The sequence below is a fragment of the Campylobacter avium LMG 24591 genome (assembly GCF_002238335.1).
Taxonomy (GTDB): domain Bacteria; phylum Campylobacterota; class Campylobacteria; order Campylobacterales; family Campylobacteraceae; genus Campylobacter_D; species Campylobacter_D avium.
Genome location: NZ_CP022347.1, coordinates 480,818 through 498,119, shown reverse-complemented (window position 1 = coordinate 498,119; position 17,302 = coordinate 480,818). Strand labels below are relative to the sequence as shown.

19 protein-coding genes are annotated in these 17,302 nt (G+C 34.5%); 14 read left to right on the top strand and 5 right to left on the bottom strand.

Annotated features, from left to right (window positions below; all coding sequences use genetic code 11):
• Positions 1-48 precede the first annotated feature (48 nt).
• Together CAV_RS02555 and CAV_RS02550 are read left to right on the top strand one after the other, a co-directional pair.
• Positions 49-381 carry an ArsR/SmtB family transcription factor gene (locus tag CAV_RS02555; protein WP_094324953.1) on the top strand — a complete coding sequence of 111 codons (333 nt, stop codon included), beginning with the start codon at positions 49-51 and terminating at the stop codon, positions 379-381.
• Positions 368-2,260, top strand: coding sequence for a heavy metal translocating P-type ATPase (locus CAV_RS02550; protein WP_094324952.1), 1,893 nt, complete (start codon positions 368-370; stop codon positions 2,258-2,260). Before CAV_RS02555 ends, CAV_RS02550 begins: the two co-directional genes overlap by 14 nt.
• On the opposite strand, the gene CAV_RS02545 is transcribed toward CAV_RS02550, so the two are convergent.
• A complete protein-coding gene (locus tag CAV_RS02545; protein WP_094324951.1) occupies positions 2,257-2,649 on the bottom strand; it encodes a DoxX family protein in 393 nt (130 codons plus the stop codon). The genes CAV_RS02550 and CAV_RS02545 overlap by 4 nt on opposite strands.
• 225 nt (positions 2,650-2,874) lie before the next feature.
• Between CAV_RS02545 and napA the strand changes: the two genes are divergently transcribed.
• From napA to CAV_RS02515, 6 genes are read left to right on the top strand one after another with little or no spacing between them, the layout of a single operon-like run.
• Positions 2,875-5,649 carry a periplasmic nitrate reductase subunit alpha gene (napA, locus tag CAV_RS02540; RefSeq protein ID WP_094324950.1) on the top strand — a complete coding sequence of 925 codons (2,775 nt, stop codon included), beginning with the start codon at positions 2,875-2,877 and terminating at the stop codon, positions 5,647-5,649.
• A gap of 5 nt (positions 5,650-5,654) precedes the next feature.
• Complete coding sequence (gene napG, locus CAV_RS02535) at positions 5,655-6,404, top strand: ferredoxin-type protein NapG (RefSeq protein ID WP_094324949.1); 750 nt, start codon at positions 5,655-5,657, stop codon at positions 6,402-6,404.
• Entirely contained in the window at positions 6,401-7,177 is a 777-nt protein-coding gene (gene napH, locus CAV_RS02530) for a quinol dehydrogenase ferredoxin subunit NapH (RefSeq protein WP_094324948.1), read from the top strand. The genes napG and napH overlap by 4 nt, the downstream gene beginning before the upstream one ends.
• Complete coding sequence (locus CAV_RS02525; protein WP_094324947.1) at positions 7,177-7,743, top strand: nitrate reductase cytochrome c-type subunit; 567 nt, start codon at positions 7,177-7,179, stop codon at positions 7,741-7,743. Before napH ends, CAV_RS02525 begins: the two co-directional genes overlap by 1 nt.
• Entirely contained in the window at positions 7,743-8,657 is a 915-nt protein-coding gene (locus CAV_RS02520) for a WD40 repeat domain-containing protein (RefSeq protein ID WP_094324946.1), read from the top strand. The genes CAV_RS02525 and CAV_RS02520 overlap by 1 nt, the downstream gene beginning before the upstream one ends.
• Positions 8,654-8,986, top strand: coding sequence for a chaperone NapD (locus tag CAV_RS02515; protein ID WP_094324945.1), 333 nt, complete (start codon positions 8,654-8,656; stop codon positions 8,984-8,986). The genes CAV_RS02520 and CAV_RS02515 overlap by 4 nt, the downstream gene beginning before the upstream one ends.
• On the opposite strand, the gene CAV_RS02510 is transcribed toward CAV_RS02515, so the two are convergent.
• From CAV_RS02510 to CAV_RS02500, 3 genes are read right to left on the bottom strand one after another with little or no spacing between them, the layout of a single operon-like run.
• Positions 8,983-10,059: an FUSC family protein gene (locus tag CAV_RS02510; protein WP_245807423.1), complete on the bottom strand. Its 1,077-nt coding sequence runs from the start codon at positions 10,057-10,059 to the stop codon at positions 8,983-8,985. The two genes, CAV_RS02515 and CAV_RS02510, sit on opposite strands and share 4 nt — an antisense overlap.
• Positions 10,056-10,859, bottom strand: coding sequence for a phosphatidylserine decarboxylase (locus tag CAV_RS02505; protein WP_094324944.1), 804 nt, complete (start codon positions 10,857-10,859; stop codon positions 10,056-10,058). Before CAV_RS02505 ends, CAV_RS02510 begins: the two co-directional genes overlap by 4 nt.
• Positions 10,859-11,995, bottom strand: coding sequence for a metallophosphoesterase (locus tag CAV_RS02500; protein WP_094324943.1), 1,137 nt, complete (start codon positions 11,993-11,995; stop codon positions 10,859-10,861). The genes CAV_RS02505 and CAV_RS02500 overlap by 1 nt, the downstream gene beginning before the upstream one ends.
• Before the next feature lie 103 nt (positions 11,996-12,098).
• On the opposite strand from CAV_RS02500, the gene gltX reads away from it, so the two are divergent.
• Genes gltX through CAV_RS02485 form a run of 3 tightly spaced genes read left to right on the top strand, consistent with a single transcriptional unit; the run spans position 12,099 to position 15,293 of the window.
• On the top strand, positions 12,099-13,418 hold the full coding sequence (gltX, locus tag CAV_RS02495; protein WP_094324942.1) for a glutamate--tRNA ligase: 1,320 nt from the start codon (positions 12,099-12,101) through the stop codon (positions 13,416-13,418).
• The gene (locus CAV_RS02490) at positions 13,408-13,689 is read left to right on the top strand and encodes a YggT family protein (RefSeq protein WP_094324941.1); all 282 of its coding nucleotides are present in this window, start codon (positions 13,408-13,410) and stop codon (positions 13,687-13,689) included. Before gltX ends, CAV_RS02490 begins: the two co-directional genes overlap by 11 nt.
• On the top strand, positions 13,686-15,293 hold the full coding sequence (locus CAV_RS02485; protein WP_094324940.1) for a lytic transglycosylase domain-containing protein: 1,608 nt from the start codon (positions 13,686-13,688) through the stop codon (positions 15,291-15,293). Before CAV_RS02490 ends, CAV_RS02485 begins: the two co-directional genes overlap by 4 nt.
• Here CAV_RS02485 and CAV_RS02480 read toward each other — a convergent pair.
• Positions 15,196-15,693 (bottom strand): hypothetical protein, encoded by a 498-nt coding sequence (locus CAV_RS02480; protein ID WP_094324939.1) that lies wholly within the window; start codon positions 15,691-15,693, stop codon positions 15,196-15,198. The genes CAV_RS02485 and CAV_RS02480 overlap by 98 nt on opposite strands.
• Positions 15,694-15,787: 94 nt before the next feature.
• Here CAV_RS02480 and mobB point away from each other — a divergent pair, with 94 nt between their 5' ends.
• The 3 genes from mobB to CAV_RS02465 are packed head-to-tail and all read left to right on the top strand — an operon-like array spanning position 15,788 to position 17,293.
• On the top strand, positions 15,788-16,267 hold the full coding sequence (gene mobB / locus CAV_RS02475) for a molybdopterin-guanine dinucleotide biosynthesis protein B (protein WP_094324938.1): 480 nt from the start codon (positions 15,788-15,790) through the stop codon (positions 16,265-16,267).
• Positions 16,264-17,115, top strand: a complete 852-nt coding sequence (locus tag CAV_RS02470) for a class 1 fructose-bisphosphatase (protein WP_094324937.1) — start codon at positions 16,264-16,266, stop codon at positions 17,113-17,115. Before mobB ends, CAV_RS02470 begins: the two co-directional genes overlap by 4 nt.
• Positions 17,108-17,293, top strand: coding sequence for a hypothetical protein (locus CAV_RS02465; RefSeq protein WP_094324936.1), 186 nt, complete (start codon positions 17,108-17,110; stop codon positions 17,291-17,293). Before CAV_RS02470 ends, CAV_RS02465 begins: the two co-directional genes overlap by 8 nt.
• Positions 17,294-17,302 lie beyond the last annotated feature (9 nt).

Genomic DNA, 17,302 nt, shown 5'->3' with positions numbered 1-17,302 from the left:
GTATATAATTATATTAGAATATTATAATATAATTATGAAAGGATAAAAATGCACGAAGACTTACACGATGAAAAGCTACAAGAACTAAGAAAATCTTTAGAAAGCGATGAAATTTTTGAAAATTTAGCCCTTTTGTTTGCAGCATTTTCAGACAGTACTAGACTAAAAATATTGTCTGCTTTAAGCAAGGAAGAATTATGCGTCCATGAGCTATCTCAAATTCTTAACATCAAGCAACCATCCATCTCCCAGCACCTAAAATTACTTTGGCAAAGCAAAATTGTAAAAAAAAGAAAGGTAGGACTTCATGTTTTTTACAGCTTTGATGATGAGCATATAAAAAGAATTTATAAGTTAGGAGTAGAACATGCAAAAGAATAAATTTAACATCATTATAAGCTTAATTCTTGCGTTTTTTGCCATAATTTTAAGCTACGATAAAAAGGAGCTTGATACATATTACCTCATCATTTATATGCTAATTTACATCTTTTTGGCCAAGGATATATTTAAAAATGCTTTTTTAGACTTTAAGCAAAAAGCGTTTATGAGAGAAAATTTCTTAATGGCCATAGCCAGCTTGGGAAGTTTAATGCTTAGCGAATTTAGCGAAGCCATAGCTATAATTATATTTTACAAGATAGGACAGTATTACGAAAACAAGGCGGTGGCTCATTCTAAAAACACAGTTACTTCCCTGCTATCCTTAAAAAGCGACAAAGCAAATTTAATACACAAGGATGAAATCCAAGAAGTAAAAGCACAAGATGTAAAGCCGGACGAACTCATACTTATAAAGGCTTTTGAAAAGGTTCCGCTGGACTGTTTGCTACTTGATGAGGAAGCTTTTTTAGACACCAAGGCCTTAAGCGGAGAAGCTGTTCCTAAAAGATTTCTTAAGCAAGACGAACTCTTAGCTGGCATGATAAATCAAGATAAGGCCATTAAGGCAAGAGTTATAAGAACTTATGAAAATTCAAGCATAAATAAAATTTTAGATTTAATCCAAAATTCACAAAGAGCAAGACTTGAAAAAATAATAAGCAAATTTGCTAAATTTTACACACCTGCAGTGGTTTTTCTAGCTATTTTAATAAGCCTCATACCGACTGCTATCTACGGCTTTGATGTCTTTAAGACTTATTTTGAAAAATCCTTAATCTTGCTTGTCATATCTTGCCCTTGTGCTTTTGTCATAGGCGTGCCACTTACTTATTTTGCAGCAGTTGGTAAGGCTTCTAAAATGGGCATTGTGATAAAGGGAGGAGTTTTTTTAGACGAGCTTACAAGGGCTACAAAGATAATTTTTGATAAGACAGGAACTCTAAGCAAGGGAGAATTTAAGCTGCAAAAGATACTAAATCGCAGCGATAAAAGCGATGAAGAGGTGCTTTATTACGCTTATTTAGCAGAGCTAAACTCAAGCAATCCTTTAGCCAAGGTCTTTCTTGCAAACAAAAATTTCAAGCAAAGGGATGATATAAAACACCAAGAAATACGCGGCAAAGGCGTAATAGCAAGCTTAAATGATACAAAAATCATTATGGGAAGTGCTAGATTTTTACAAGAAAAGCAAATTTCTTTGCCACAAGATGTGATAGATACTTTCAACATACATTTAGCCGTAAATAATGCCTACTTAGCTTCATTTTTGGTAGATGATAAGATAAAAGATGAGGCAAAAACTTGCATACAAGCCTTGAAAGAAATGGGATTAAAAACACAAATTTTAAGCGGAGATAAAAAAGATAGGGTTGAAGCTGTGGCAAAAGAGCTAGAAATAGACGATTGTAAGGCTCAGTGCCTGCCGCAAGATAAGTTGAAATTCATAGAAAATGATATTAAAAATAAAGAAAAAATTATCTTTGTAGGGGACGGGATAAATGATTCTTTAGCACTTATTAAGGCAAATGTTGGCATAGCTATGGGAAAAATGGGAAGCGATATAAGCGTAGAAAACTCAGATATCGTGATAATGAATGATAATTTATCAAAGCTCGTTGATTTAATGAAGCTAGCCAAATTCAGCAAAAAAATTCTTTTGCTGAATTTAAGCCTAGCCTTAGGAGTGAAAGTTCTAACTATAATCTTAGCCTCAATCACCTTTATTCCTATGTATCTTGCTATACTTGCTGATACCGGAGTAACTGTGATTGTGGTGCTAAATGCTTTGAGATTACTATATAAAAACAAAAAAGAGGAACAAGAGAGCGCGAATGCTTTGCAAATTCACGACTCCTCTTGTTGTTGCAATCACTAAAATTTGTTGTAAAGGGCGTATTTTCCAGCACCTAAAAAGATAAGTGCTAAAGAACCAAAGGCGTAAAGTGCTTGAAGCTCTACTATCCAGCCACCGTGCTGATTTAAGGCTAAGTAACCCTCAACATTTCCGCCTAAAACAACCAAAGAAGCAAAAATCATTGTGCAAAGCACTGCTAAAGAAGAAAGCCTAGTAAAAATACCAAGTATTATTAAAACAGGTGCTACAAGCTCTCCTAAATACACGCCATAAGCCACAAATTCAGGCAAAGAAAAAGCTGTCACAGAAGCTTTAATCCCATCTATACCGCTAAAAACCTTTTGTAATCCGTGAAGAAACATTAAAATTCCAACATTAAGCCTTAAAATCAAAATGCCAAAATCCTGCATAGCAACTCCTAATTTTTATGTAAATAAAAGCTAAATTATATTGTGTTTTTGTAAATTTTATATTTAAAATTGTTTATATTTAATTTATTAAATTTGTCCTCTATAAAAGATATAAAATCTCCTTTTTACAATACTTAGAAATTATTTTAATTTATAAAATATTAACTATTTTTTCGCTAAAATCAAAAACATTCTCAAAAATATTTCAATGGAGGCAAGACTCAGATGAATAGACGTGATTTTATCAAAAATACCGCTATCGCAAGTGCCGCTAGTGTGGCTGGTTTAACTGTGCCTAGCTCTGTTATGGCAAATCAGCAAGATTCTTGGCGTTGGGATAAATCTGTGTGTAGATTTTGCGGCACGGGCTGTGGCATTATGGTAGCTAGAAAAGATGGCAAGATAGTTGCTGTAAAGGGCGATCCAGCCGCTCCGGTTAACCGTGGCTTAAACTGCATAAAGGGCTATTTTAACGCTAAGATAATGTATGGAGAAGACAGGCTTGTAGCACCACTTTTAAGGGTAAATGACAAGGGTGAATTTGATAAAAACGGCAAATTTAGGCAGGTTTCTTGGCAAAGAGCCTTTGATGAGATGGAAAAGCAGTTTAAAAGAGCTTATAACGAGCTTGGTCCTAGCGGCATAGGCGTTTTTGGTAGCGGCCAATACACCATACAAGAAGGCTATGCGGCGGTAAAGCTTATAAAAGGCGGCTTTCGCTCAAACAACATAGACCCAAATGCCAGACACTGCATGGCTTCAGCTGTTGTTGCCTTTATGCAAACTTTTGGAGTAGATGAACCCTCAGGCTGTTATGATGATATAGAACTTACTGATACTATCGTAACTTGGGGTGCAAACATGGCTGAAATGCACCCTATTTTATGGTCCAGGGTAAGCGATAGAAAGCTTAGCAATCAAGATAAAGTAAAGATAGTAAATTTAAGCACCTTTTCAAACAGAACCTCTCACATAGCAGATATTGAGATTATTTTTAAACCTAGCACGGATTTAGCAATCTGGAATTTTATAGCAAGAGAGATTGTTTATAATCATCCAGAATCAATAGATGAAAAATTTGTAAAAGAGCACTGTATATTTACTACAGGATATGCAGATATAGGTTATGGTATGAGAAATAACCAAAATCATCCAAGTTTTCAAGAGAGTGAAAAAGATACTGTAGCAAAAGAAAATTCTATAATACTTGATGAAGAAGAAGCAGTATCTTTGGCATATCTTGGCTTGAAAGCAGGGGATAAACTAGATATGAAACACGGTGCTGCTGCTACTGATCATTGGGAAATAAGTTTTGATGATTTTAAAAAAGCTCTTGAGCCTTACACTTTAGATTATGTTGCTAAAGTCGCAAAGGGCGATGATAATGAAGATTTAGAAAGTTTTAAGCAAAAGCTACAAAGCTTAGCAAATCTTTACATAGAAAAAAATAGAAAAGTCGTAAGCTTTTGGACTATGGGTTTTAACCAACACACAAGAGGAACTTGGGTGAATGAACAAGCTTATATGGTGCATTTCTTACTTGGAAAACAAGCAAAACCAGGCTCTGGCGCCTTTTCTTTAACCGGACAACCAAGCGCTTGTGGAACTGCAAGAGAGGTTGGCACCTTTTCTCACCGCTTGCCTGCTGATATGGTTGTGGCAAATCCTAAGCACAGAGAAATCACAGAAAAAATTTGGAAACTTCCAAAAAATACTATAAATCCTAAGCCAGGTTCTCATTATGTGCAAATAATGAGGGATTTAGAGGATTCTAAAATCAAATTCATTTGGGTACAGGTAAATAATCCTTGGCACAACACAGCTAATGCAAATCACTGGATAAAAGCTGCTAGAACCATGGATAATTTTATAGTGGTAAGCGATAGTTATCCTGGAATTTCGGCTAAAGTAGCGGATTTAATCTTGCCTTCAGCTATGATTTATGAAAAATGGGGAGCTTACGGAAATGCAGAGCGAAGAACTCAGCATTGGAGACAACAAGTCTTGCCAATTGGCGATGCTATGAGTGATACTTGGCAGATGATTGAATTTTCAAAAAGATTTAAGCTAAAAGAAGTATGGAAAGAAACAAAGGTGGATGATAAGCTAACATTGCCTAATGTTTTAGAGGAAGCTAAGGCTATGGGTTATACGGAGGAAAGCACTCTTTATGATGTGTTATTTGCAAATGCTGACGCGAAAGCCTTTAAAGCAAATGATAAGATAGGACAAGGCTTTGATAATACTGAAGTTTTTGGCGATGAAAGAAAGGTTGTTGGAAGCGATGGTAAAGAATTTAAAGGATATGGCTTTTTCGTGCAAAAATATCTTTGGGAGGAATACCGCAAATTTGGACTTGGACATGGACATGATTTAGCTGACTTTGATACTTATCACAGACTAAGAGGACTTAAGTGGCCTGTTGTAAATGGTAAGGAAACACAGTGGCGTTTTAACACTCAGTATGATTATTACGCTAAAAAGGCCGCGCCAAATTCAGACTTTGCCTTTTATGGAAGCTCTGATAAGGCCTTACAAAAAGGAGATTTGTTAAAACCAAATACCCAGGAGAAATTCCCTCTTACAAATAAGGCTAAAATTTTCTTTAGACCTTTCATGAAAGCACCTGAAAGACCTGATTCTAACTATCCTTTCTGGCTTTGCACCGGCAGAGTTTTAGAGCATTGGCATAGCGGAACTATGACTATGCGTGTTCCTGAGCTTTACAGAGCCGTGCCTGAGGCTATGTGCTACATAAATGAAAAAGATTGCAAAAAGCTTGGCCTAAATCAAGGAGATTTAGTCTGGGTTGAATCAAGAAGAGGCAAAGTCAAAGCTAAGGTTGATATGAGGGGTAGAAATGTACCTCCTGTGGGACTTGTATATGTGCCTTGGTTTGATGAAAATGTGTATATAAACAAGGTTACACTTGATGCCACCTGTCCTTTGTCTAAGGAAACTGACTTTAAAAAATGTGCGGTTAGGATAATAAAGGTTTAAAACTCATGGACAATAGAAGGGAATTTTTTACAAAGGGCTTTAAAACTCTTTGCCTTTGCGTAGGCGGAGGATTTTTAGCTAGCATGGCCTTAAAGGCAAAGGATAGCTACTATCTAAGACCACCGGGTGCTGATGTGGAGGAGGAGTTTTTATCAAAATGTATAAGGTGCGGACTGTGCGTAAATGCCTGCCCTTACGATACCTTAAAGCTTGCCTCTATCTTTGATAGTGCGAAAAATGGAACTCCTTTTTTTGAGGCTAGAAAAGTCCCTTGCTATCTTTGCGATGACTTACCTTGTATAAGAGACTGCCCTACTAATGCTTTAGATGATAAATATTTAAAGATGAATGACGGCGCTTTCAAGCTTAAAATGGGCGTAGCTATAGTTGATTCTTTAAGCTGTATAGCGCATTGGGGCATACAGTGCGATGCCTGTTATAGAGCCTGTCCTTTGATAGATAAGGCTTTAAAGCTTGAGATGAAAAGAAATGAAAGAACAGCAAAGCACGCTTTTTTATTGCCTGTGGTGGATAATGAGCAGTGCGTAGGCTGTGGGCTATGCGAAAGGGCTTGCGTTACGCAAGAGCCAGCCATAAGGGTTTTGCCTAGAGAATATGTGCTGGGCAAGGCTGGAAACCACTATGTAAAAGGCTGGGAAAAAGATGATGAAAAAAGGCTAAATAGCCAAGAAAACAAAGAAAAAATGAAGTCAAATAAGGCTCAAGATTATCTAAATGATGGGGATTTACTATGAAATACCTTGTGCTTAGAAGAATTGTTCAGCTAGGAATTTTAGCCCTTTTTTGCTTTGTTCCCTTTGTTTTAAGCGGAAATTTAAGCTCGTCAAATCTTTTTAACACCATACCGCTAAGCGATCCTTTTGCAGTGCTTCAAATTTATCTAGCTTCATTAAGCATAGACTTTGCAGCCTTAATAGGAGCTTTGATAATAAGTGTAATATACGGACTTTTTCTAGGAAGAGCCTTTTGTGCTTGGATTTGTCCTGTTAATATGATTACTGATTTTTCAGCCTTTGTTAGAAGAAAGCTAAATTTAAAAGCCGAAAAAAGCCTTTTGCTAAGCAAGAATTTGCGTTATTACATTTTGCTTCTCTGCCTTTTTCTTTCTTTTTTTCTATCTTTGCCTGTGTTTGAAAGCTTTTCATACATAGGTATCATTCACAGAGGCATTATATTTGGCTCTGTGTCTTGGATTTTTGTTGCCTTTGTTATATTTTGCATAGATACATTTTTAAGCCCTAGGGCAACTTGCTCTCACCTTTGTCCGCTTGGTGCGTTTTATGCTTTGCTATCAAAATTTGCTTTTTTGAAAATCAAATACAGACTTGATAAATGCACCAAATGCTACAAATGTGTTCAAATTTGCCCTGAAAAGCAGGTTTTATCTTTAATAGCCAAGGAAAGCGGCTTGGTAAAATCTGGCGAATGTATAAGATGTGCAAGATGTATAGAAGTTTGCGATGATGATGCTTTAAATTTTAATATTTTTGACTTAAGGAGACTGTGATGTTAAAGAAAAGCCATGTTTTATTTATAGGTGTTTTAGCCCTTTTGTTTGTAGCCTGTAAAGACTCTGCTACAAAAGATACTAATGCAAGTACTGATGTTTCTAGCTCTAAAACTCTTAGTGATGTTGAGATAGGGCTTAGAAAAACAAGCTTAGAAAGTGAAAATTCTGTGGTTTTGCCAAATGCTGTGTATGACAGCGAAATGCCCGGTGAAAGTGAACTTTACCAAAGAGCCTTTGAAAATGCACCGCCTTTGATTTCTCACTCTATTGAGGGCATGCTACCTTTAAGCCCTGATAACAATATCTGCTTGACCTGCCATGATAAGGCCTTAGCAGCCGATATCAATGCTACTGCCATGCCTGCGACGCATTATTTTGACTTTATAAACAACAAAAGCACAGGAGATGTGGTTAGCAATGCTAGATTTTCTTGCACTCAGTGTCATGTGGTTCAAAGCGACGCAAAGCTTGTAGTTGGAAATACCTTTGAGGCTGATTTTCAAAACGAAAGCTTAAAAAAGAAGTCAAATCTCATAGATACACTTAACGAGGGCGTTAAATAATGCTAAAAATCTTAGTGCTGCTGAATTTTTTTATTTTTTTTAGCTTTGCTAATATTTTAGAATTTAATGCAAATGTAAGCACAGTAGCACTAAGACAAGATAAAATTTTAATAGGCTTAGACAGTGCCAAAGCCTTGGTTTATGATAAAAACACTAAAAATTTAGAATTTGATGTAAGCTTAGCTGAGATAAAAAACTACTACGATGACAATGTAAAGCCTAGCATTTATAGCCTTGATTATCTAAATTCCAAGCTTTTAATACTAAGTGAGGGAAAGTTGGGAGGAAAAAATTTAAGCCTCTATCAAAACGGGACTTTAACTACAAGAACCTTAAGCTTTGACTCCGCCAAGGAAGTATTTTTTATAGATGATGAGACCGTGCTGCTTGTTTTATTATCCGCTGAAATTAAGCTTTTAAAACTCAGTGATTTATCTGTGATAAAAAGCTTTTCATTCTCGCACTATAGTTTAAATGACGCTAGTATAAATGAGCAAAAAACAGAGCTTGTGAGTGTCTTTGAAAGCGGGGTTGTGGAGCTTTTTGATTTAAAAGCTTGGCAGGACAAAAAATCTTACAATGCACACAAAGATAACATTTATCAAGTTTCAAACAAAAAAGATTACATAGTATCTTGTTCTACAGATAAAAATATAGCTTTGATAAAAGATGATGAGATAAGACATATAAAAGAAAATTTTTTGATATATTCTTGTGCCTTAAGCGCTGATGCTAAATTTTTAGCCTATGCAAATAGCGAAAAAAATTTAGTAAATGTCCTAGAACTTCCTAGCTTACAACTCGTAAAAAGCATAGATACAAAAAGGCTGATGGTTGAAAATTTGATATTTTTAGATGAGGAACTTTTAATCTCTGGCTTTTCTAATCAAATAATCATTGAGGAAATAAAATGAACATTTCAAGCGTGCTAATAAACGCAAAAAAAGACAAACAAGAAAGGCTTTTAAAGGAGATAAATTCTATAAAAAATTGCTCCGTTGAGCTTGTGGAAGATGAAAAAATCATCGTTATAATAGAAAGTGAAAACTTAGATGAGGAATTAAGCTCTTATAAAAAACTAGAAAAACTTGAAAATATCATAAGTATAAATATGGTCTTTAGCTATCAGGATTTAGATGAGGATATGCAAAAGATTATGTCTGCTAATATAGAAAATATCGCAAATGAACAAAAGGACGCAAAAGACATAAAATACAGCGGAAATATAAACGACAAATTCTAAACTCTTTTTATCCTAAATACAGCCCTAGCCAAGATGTCAAAATACTTTCTTAAATAATGCTTGTGCATTACAAAGCCGCCAATTAGCCCTAAAATACTTCCTAAAACTATATCTATGAGCCTTGCACTTGCTATTACTTCAGCGTCTAAGCTCATCTTAGAGGCAACCTCAGCTAAGTAAGTAGTATAAGGAGTGATGAAAATCATAGCCAAAGCGTAGTTTCTAGTTACCACAAATTCAGTCATAAAAAACAAAAACATCATCAAAAGTATAAAAGAAAGGGTGCTAAAATTTATACTTAGTAAATACCAGGCCAAAAGAACTCCAAAAAAGGTGCCTAAAATTCTTTGAAGCTGTTTTATGAAAACTCCATTTAAGCTGATACCTTGCATAACTACAGCACAAGAAACAGCCACCCAATAAGACCTTTCAAGCTCTAAAAAATTCCCAACAAAAAGTGCAAAGCCTATAAAAACACCCATTATCAAAGAATCCACAACAACCACCTCAAAACCAAGCTCACCTCTAACAGGAATAGGCTTTGGCAAAGAATTTTTAAAGATGTAAATCACTGATAAGGAGTATAAAAATGCCATTAAATTTGCAACCATAGTGCCTACGCAAACAAGTCCGGTTAGAAAAATAAACTCACTTAGCTCAAAGGGAAAAAACGAGGCAAGCAGGGCTGAAAAAACAAAGAAAAAATACCCCGGCGCTCCTATATCATAGTATCTTACCAAGATAGAAGAGGTAGCTGCTATAAAGGCTATGATAAATGGAGTTAAAAAAGAGGGTAAAATATGCGTTAAAAGCCCTAGCAAAAAGCAAAGACACAGACCAAAAGAACAAGACATCACAACAGCCATTCTGTGATAAATAGGAGTATTTGGCACATATAAAAAGGCTAAAACGCCTATCATAGATATAAGTCCTAAATCTATCCTTTCATAAAAGGCTGAAATGCTAAGCACAATCCCAACACCAAAGGCACCAAAAAATGGCATTTGCCACACTCTTTCTGTGGGATTTAAAACAATACTATCTTTTAGGGATTTTAATAATTTTTCTTTCATAAAAAAGTCGCTATCTTTTCGCCAAATTTAACCGTGCTATTTGCTAAAGGCTTAAAGCTTAAATTTTTTGACTGGGCTATTAAGACTATGGTTGAGCCCATTTCAAAATGCCCCAATTCATCGGCTTTGTTAAGAAACAAAGAATCATAAGTTTTAGTGAAATTTCCTTTGTTAGCATTTGTTTGAATGCTTTCATCAAAGCTAAGTCTAATGCTACCCACATTTTGTGCACCCACAAAAACTAGCCAAATGTAAAAATTCTTAACAAGACATTTTAGGATAAGTCTTTCGTTTTTTGTGTAAAGATTAGCCACCTTTGAAAGTTTTTTTTCACTTACGCTAAATAATTCCCCGCTTACATAAGTAGCACTTAAAATTTGCATATCAAAGGGGCTGTGAAAGCGGTGATAATCCTTTGGCGAAAGATAAATATTTACATAATCAAGCCCATTTTTAAACTCGCTATCCTCGTAAGAATTCTTTAAAAGCTCATTTAAGCTATAAGTAAAGCCCTTTATACTAAAGGCAAATTTTTCATCCTTTGCGTCAAAACTTTGGCCAAGCTCTAAAATTTTACCATCACTTGGAGAGATAAACTCATCTTCTATTTTTCTTTGTATCTGCAAAGTTCTTGTAAAAAGCTCATTTAAGCTTAAGTATTCATCAGGCTGCTTAAATTCACTCATATCTATATCAAAATACTTAACATAGGCTTTATTGATTAGTTTTTGCAAAAAGCTAGGAAAATTACACTTTGCTACCTTGCCAAAAAGTCTTGAAGAAAAATTTGAAAATGTCATCACATCGCCTTTAAATTAAATAAAACTATCTCACTTTTTGCAAGATACCTCATGCTAAGCCCCCAAAAACCTGCCCCGCTACTTACATAAAGCTTGGTCTTTTCGCTTAAATCATAAAGTCCGTGCAAAAAGCCTTGATTTTGCTTCACTAAAAATCCAAAAGGAAAAACCTGCCCTGCGTGAGTGTGTCCGCTTAAAACTAAGTCAAAATTGCTTACATCATATCTTAAAACGCTTTTTGGCTGATGACTTAGCAAAATACTTGGTTTGCTTAAATTTAGCTTAGCTTTTGTTTTATTTATATCTGGTTCAAGGCTAGCATTACCCCTGCCAAGCCCTGCTAAATCAGCCATCGCAGCTATATTTAAAAACTCGGTTTCAAAACTATCATTTATTAAAATTTTAAGCTTTGTTTTTTGCCTTAAAAGCTCTAAAATTCCATCTATTCCTCTGTAATACTCGTGATTTCCAAGCGCGTAGTATATATCAGCTCTTATCTCATTTATGCCGCTAATATATCCTAAATCCTCAGGCTTTGTATCTACAAAATCGCCCACTATAACTACAAAATCAGGATTTAAGGAATTTATTTTTTCAACTATGCCCTTTAAAAAACTTTCATTTAAATTCTTACCAAAATGCGTATCGCTTATCATCACCATTTTTAAATCTTTTTGCAAAGTTGGTAAAGTTAGCTCAAGCTCTTTTACATCAGGAATTGATGTAGCATTGCTCCAGCCCTTTAAAACAAAGCAAAAACCAAAAAGCAAAAGTGCTAGATTAAAAAAGACCTTAACCCTACGTCTTTTTTCGCCCCTTAAGGGCATTTTGCTGGTTTTTTTGATGTAAAATTTTATACAAAAGCCCAAAATATCAGCAAAAATTGTAGTAAAAAACAAGGCATAAGTTATAGCAAAGGAATGTGCAAAAATGGTATAAATAGTGTTATTAAACTCATCATCAGCTCTAAAAATTAAAAAAGATGTCTGCATCAAAGAAAGTATGATTATAAAAATTTTTGCATATCTTTTATGCTGAAACAAGAAAGGAATTTTCATAAGCAAACGTTTATAAATATATATATTCGCTAGGATAAAAATGATAGAAAAAATTACTAAAAATATTATAAAAAGCATAAAACCTCCATTTATCTTGCCAAGGATTATAAAAATATTTGTTAAATACAGCGTTAATTTTTTTTGGATAAAATCTGGCTTTCACATAGACTTAGGATTATAAATGTATAGATTTGCACCCTCTCCAACAGGAGACTTACATATAGGAAATTTAAGAGCTGCTATATTTAATTACATCTGTGCAAAGCAAAATAATAGCGATTTTATACTTCGTATAGAAGACACTGATAAGGCTAGAAATATCCCTGAAAAGATAGATGAGATACAAGAAATTTTAAGGCTTTTTGGGCTTGAGTGGCAGCATTATTATGTGCAAAGTGAGAATTTGAAATTTCATAGACAAATGGCATTAAAGCTTTTGAGTGAAAAAAAAGCTTTTGCTTGTTTTTGCACAGAAGAAGAACTTAGTAAGAAAAAAGAGGAAGCAAAAAAAGCAAATAAAGCTTACCGCTACGATGGAAAATGCGAGAATTTAGCAGATATAGAGGTTTTAGAAAATGAAAAGCCCTTTGTAATCCGTCTTAAAAAGCCTGAAAATGATATGATTTTTGAGGACTTCATAAAAGGAACACTAAAATTCTCTCCAAAAGACATAGATAGCTTTGTGATAATGAGGGTTGATAAAACGCCTACTTATAATTTTGCTTGTGCTGTTGATGATATGCTAGAAGGTGTTAGTTGCGTGATAAGAGGCGAGGATCATGTCTCAAACACTCCAAAACAAGAGCACATAAGAGCAAGTTTAGGGTACGATAAAAAGATGACTTATGCACATTTGCCTATAATCTTAAATGAAAATGGCTTAAAGATGAGCAAAAGAGAGGCTCACTCTAGCGTAAAATGGCTTTTAGATGAGGGTATCTTACCTGCTGCCATAGCAAATTACCTAATCTTACTTGGCAATAAAACTCCGGTAGAAATTTTTGACATAAACGAGGCCTTGCAGTGGTTTGATCTTAAAAAAGTATCCAAAGCACCGGCTAAGTTTGATATGAAAAAACTCTTACAGATAAATAGAGAGCATATAAAAAGGCTTGATGATGAAAGTCTTTGCAAGGCTTTAGCTTACGAAAAAGAGCTTAAAAAAGAGTATGCGACTTTGGCGAAGTTTTATACTCAAGAAAGCAGTACCATAAAAGAGATAAAAGAAAAGCTTGATTTGATATTTACAAAACAAGCTTTTAGCGAATTTAAGGATGAAATTTCATTGCTATCAAAGCTTTTAAAAGACTATGATTTTGCTAGTGAATATGAGGATTTTAAAAAGGATTTGATGCAAAAAAGTGGTTTAAAGGGCAAGAATTTTTTTATGCCCTTAAGGCTTTTGCTTACAAATTCTACTCATGGACCTGATTTAAATGAGCTTTACGCACTTTTAAAGCCCTTTTTAAAGGATATTATAAAGGAAAAAAATGTTTCTTGATTCTTTTTTACTATCAATCGTTTCTGTTATACAAATCATCATAAATATTTATATGTGGATTATCATCATAGCAGCCTTGCTTTCTTGGGTAAATCCAGACCCTTATAATCCAATCGTTCAAACCATATACAAACTAGCAGCCCCGGCTTACCGCCTAGTTAGCAAGATACCAACCCGCATAGGAGCTGTTGATTTAGCACCGCTTATAATCATACTTGCCCTGCAGTTTATAAACATCTTGATAGGAAATTTAGCAAGGGCTTATCTATGATAAGAGCAACTTTGTTTCTTTTTTTTCTTTGCTCTTTTTCATTTTCAGCTATATATGATTTATCCACTTTAAAACAAAAAGATAATTCTTTAGCAAAAGATTACTACTTGCACCGCCTTTTTGAAAATAAACAAATTTCAAAACAAGAAGCACAAAGCCTTAGAAAGCATATTTTTAGATATGCAGGAAAATTAAAAAAAGAATTTGAAAAATTTGTGCCAGCAAGAACTTATATAGACCCAAGATATTCCAAGTGCTACAACTACACTAGAAATACCATCCTTGATGCAAACAGCTCTTGTCAGATACACAGACTAAGTTCTTTAAGATTTATCTCAAGCCTTGAAAACCAAACAAGAAGCAAGCTAGCTACTAAATTTAAGCAAAATAACAAAGGCTTGTCCATGCTACTTTTAGCCTTTAACACAAACAATCCTTTGCATTTTTTAGCACTAAATGATAGCAGTGAGAATTTCATAAAGGTGGCTAGCTTTTTTAATAATCCTGATATAGCCTTAAATAAGGACTTTGTGGATAAGCTTGTAAGGCAAAAAGGCTTTTTAAACTACATACAAAACATCATTATCAAAAAATCCCATACAGATTTAAGAATGTCGCTTTTAAGGGCAGAACCTAGCTTTGTAAGCGATGATTTGGCCTTTTATCTAGGGCTTAATGCTCTTACTTTTAACGATGAAAGAGCGGCTTTTGCTTTCTTTGAAAGGGCATACCAAAGCTTTAGACTACAAAGCCATAAAGATAATGCCTTGTTTTGGCTTTATAAAATAAGCTTAAAAGATGAGTATTTAAACACCTTGGCAAATAGCGCTTCCTTAAATATATATAGTATTTATGCAAAGGAGCTTAAAAATCAGCCTTTAACAAATTTCGAGCTTTTAGAGCTCTCATCTAATAAAAATGTAAATTTTAACATGCAAGATCCATTTGCTTGGCAGAGCTTAGCGGCTAAAATTTCAAACTCAAGCGAGGATTCTTTAAAGAAAATGGCTGAAAATTTTAAATCAAAACAAAGCTTGCCAATTTACGCTTATATCATGGAAAGGGTGCATAATTTTAAGAAAAATTACTTCATAATGCCATATTATGAGCATTTAAAAGATTATCCTAAGCAAAGACAAGCTCTAATCTTAGCCATAGCAAGACAAGAAAGCAGGTTTATACCAACTGCAATTTCCACATCCTACGCGCTTGGAATTATGCAGTTCATGCCATTTTTAGCAAATCACATAGCAAAAAATGAGTTAAAAATACCGAATTTCGACCAAGACGACATGTTTAAACCGCAAATAGCCTACAAATTTGCAAATCATCATCTTGATTATTTAGAAAAAAATTTAAGCTCAGTAGTCTTTATATCTTACGCTTATAACGGCGGCATAGGCTTTACAAACAAAATGCTTCAAAGGGATGATATGTTTAAGCCGGGCAAATTTGAGCCCTTTTTATCTATGGAATTTGTGCCTTATAAAGAAAGTAGAATTTACGCTAAAAGGGTTCTTGCAAATTATATTGTGTATTCTCATCTTTTGAGCGGTAATATAAAGATTTCGAGTATCTTTGAAAGCTTAATTCAAAGCAAGTAAAGATATTTGAGCAAATTTTAGCGGTGATTGTTTCGCTAGCATTGTTTTTCGCACTGAATTTATAGTATTTTGCGTACTCATTTTGTATTAAGTATTTTAAAAGCTCGTCATCTTTTTCTATCGGCTGAATTTCTACAAAATTAGAATTTATAAAAACTTGCAAATTTGATATATCAAAGTCATTTGGCGCTATAAAGATAGCAAAAATATCATCATCCTTGTATCTATCTAAAACAGGGCTTAAAAAGCTTAAAGTTATTATGTAATTTGTATTTAAATAAGTAAATTTAGCCTTTTGCGTGTGTATGAGGGTTTGGGATTTGAGATTAGCTATTATGTTATCATTCTTAGAACAAGCAAGAAATACAAGGCTTAAACAAATACAAAATAAAATTCTCATTTTCCACTCTTTTTACTAGGAATTATAACCTGTTAGTATTTTTTTTAGTTTAAAAAGTTATAATTATGAAATTTTTAAGAACTTTGGAAAAATTATGGGAAAATTAGTTATGGCTTTTAGTGGTCCTTCAAATTCAGGAAAAACAACACTTATAAGCAAATTAACGAAAGAATTTTTAGCTAGAAAACTAAAAGTAGCAGTTATAAAACACGACCCAGCAGATAAGGCCTCCTTTGATACAGAGGGCAAGGATAGTTTTAAGTTTTTTCAAAGCGGGGCTGATGTTTTAGTGCTAAGTCCTAAAAGAAGCACCCTATTTTCTCATAGTAGTATGGATATAGAACAAGCTTTAAGCTTAATTGATGCCGATTTGGTTTTGGTTGAGGGCTTAAAGACTTTGAAACTTCCAAGAATTAGCGTATTTTGCAAGGAAGTTGATGAGAGTTATTTTAAATACTCACAGGCCATTAGTTCTTACGAAAAGCCTAAGACAGAGGAGCTTACTTGGCTTCATCTAGATGATATTAACGGACTTTGTGAGTATATACTTAAAAACGCTAAGGAGTTAGATTGAAAGAGCTTATAAAAACGATACAAAAGGCCGTGCTTGAAATTTCAAAAGAGCTTAAAAATCCTGACACTTCGTATAGTAGCAGCGAGAATGCTACCGGAGATAAGCAGTTAAAATTAGACGTAAAAGCTGATTTGCTAATCACTGAAATTCTAAGCAAATGCCCTGATATAAAGGCTTTGATAAGCGAGGAAAAAGATGAGGCCTTGATACTTAATGAAAATGCCAAATTCATAATAGCTTATGACCCGCTTGATGGCTCATCCTTGCTTGATGTGAATTTTAGCGTTGGAAGCATTTTTGCAATCTATGAAAACGAAGCAAAGGCTAAGAATTTAAAAGCTGCTGCGTATAGTATTTATGGACCAAGGCTAGAATTTGTGCTTTGTGCTGAAAAAGTGGAGCTTTTTAGGCTTGATAAAGAGGCAAAATTTAGCCTTGTAAAAGAGCTTAAGATGAGCGAAAAAGGTAAGATTAACGCAAGCGGGGGCACTCAAAAAGAGTGGAGCAAAACTCACGCTGATTTTATCAAAGCTTTGTTTGATGAGGGTTATAGGCTAAGATATAGCGGTGCTATGGTTAGCGATGTGCATCAAATTTTATGTAAGGGTGGAGGACTTTTTTCATACCCTGCCACAAAAAGCTCACCAAATGGCAAACTAAGAGCCTTTTTTGAGGTTTTTCCTCTAGCCTTTGTTATAGAAAAAGCAGGAGGATTAAGCACAAATGGCTTTAATGAGAGCTTATTAGAGCTTGAATTTAGTGAAATTCACGCCACTACTCCTTGTTTTTTTGGTTCAAAATATGAGATAGAGAAGTTAAAACAAGCTTACAAGGTCTTAAATGGATAAATTTGAGGAAAATTTAAAGGCAAAATTACAAGAATTACAAAAATGCCAAGCTTCCTTAACTTTAGAGTCTTGCTACCCTTGTGAAAAACTACTTGAGTGCGAGCTTAGAAAAAGCTATGTAGATGCTGTTTATAACAGCATGTCAAAGGGTAAGATAGACGGGGGCTTTGATTTTTAAAGAAAGGAT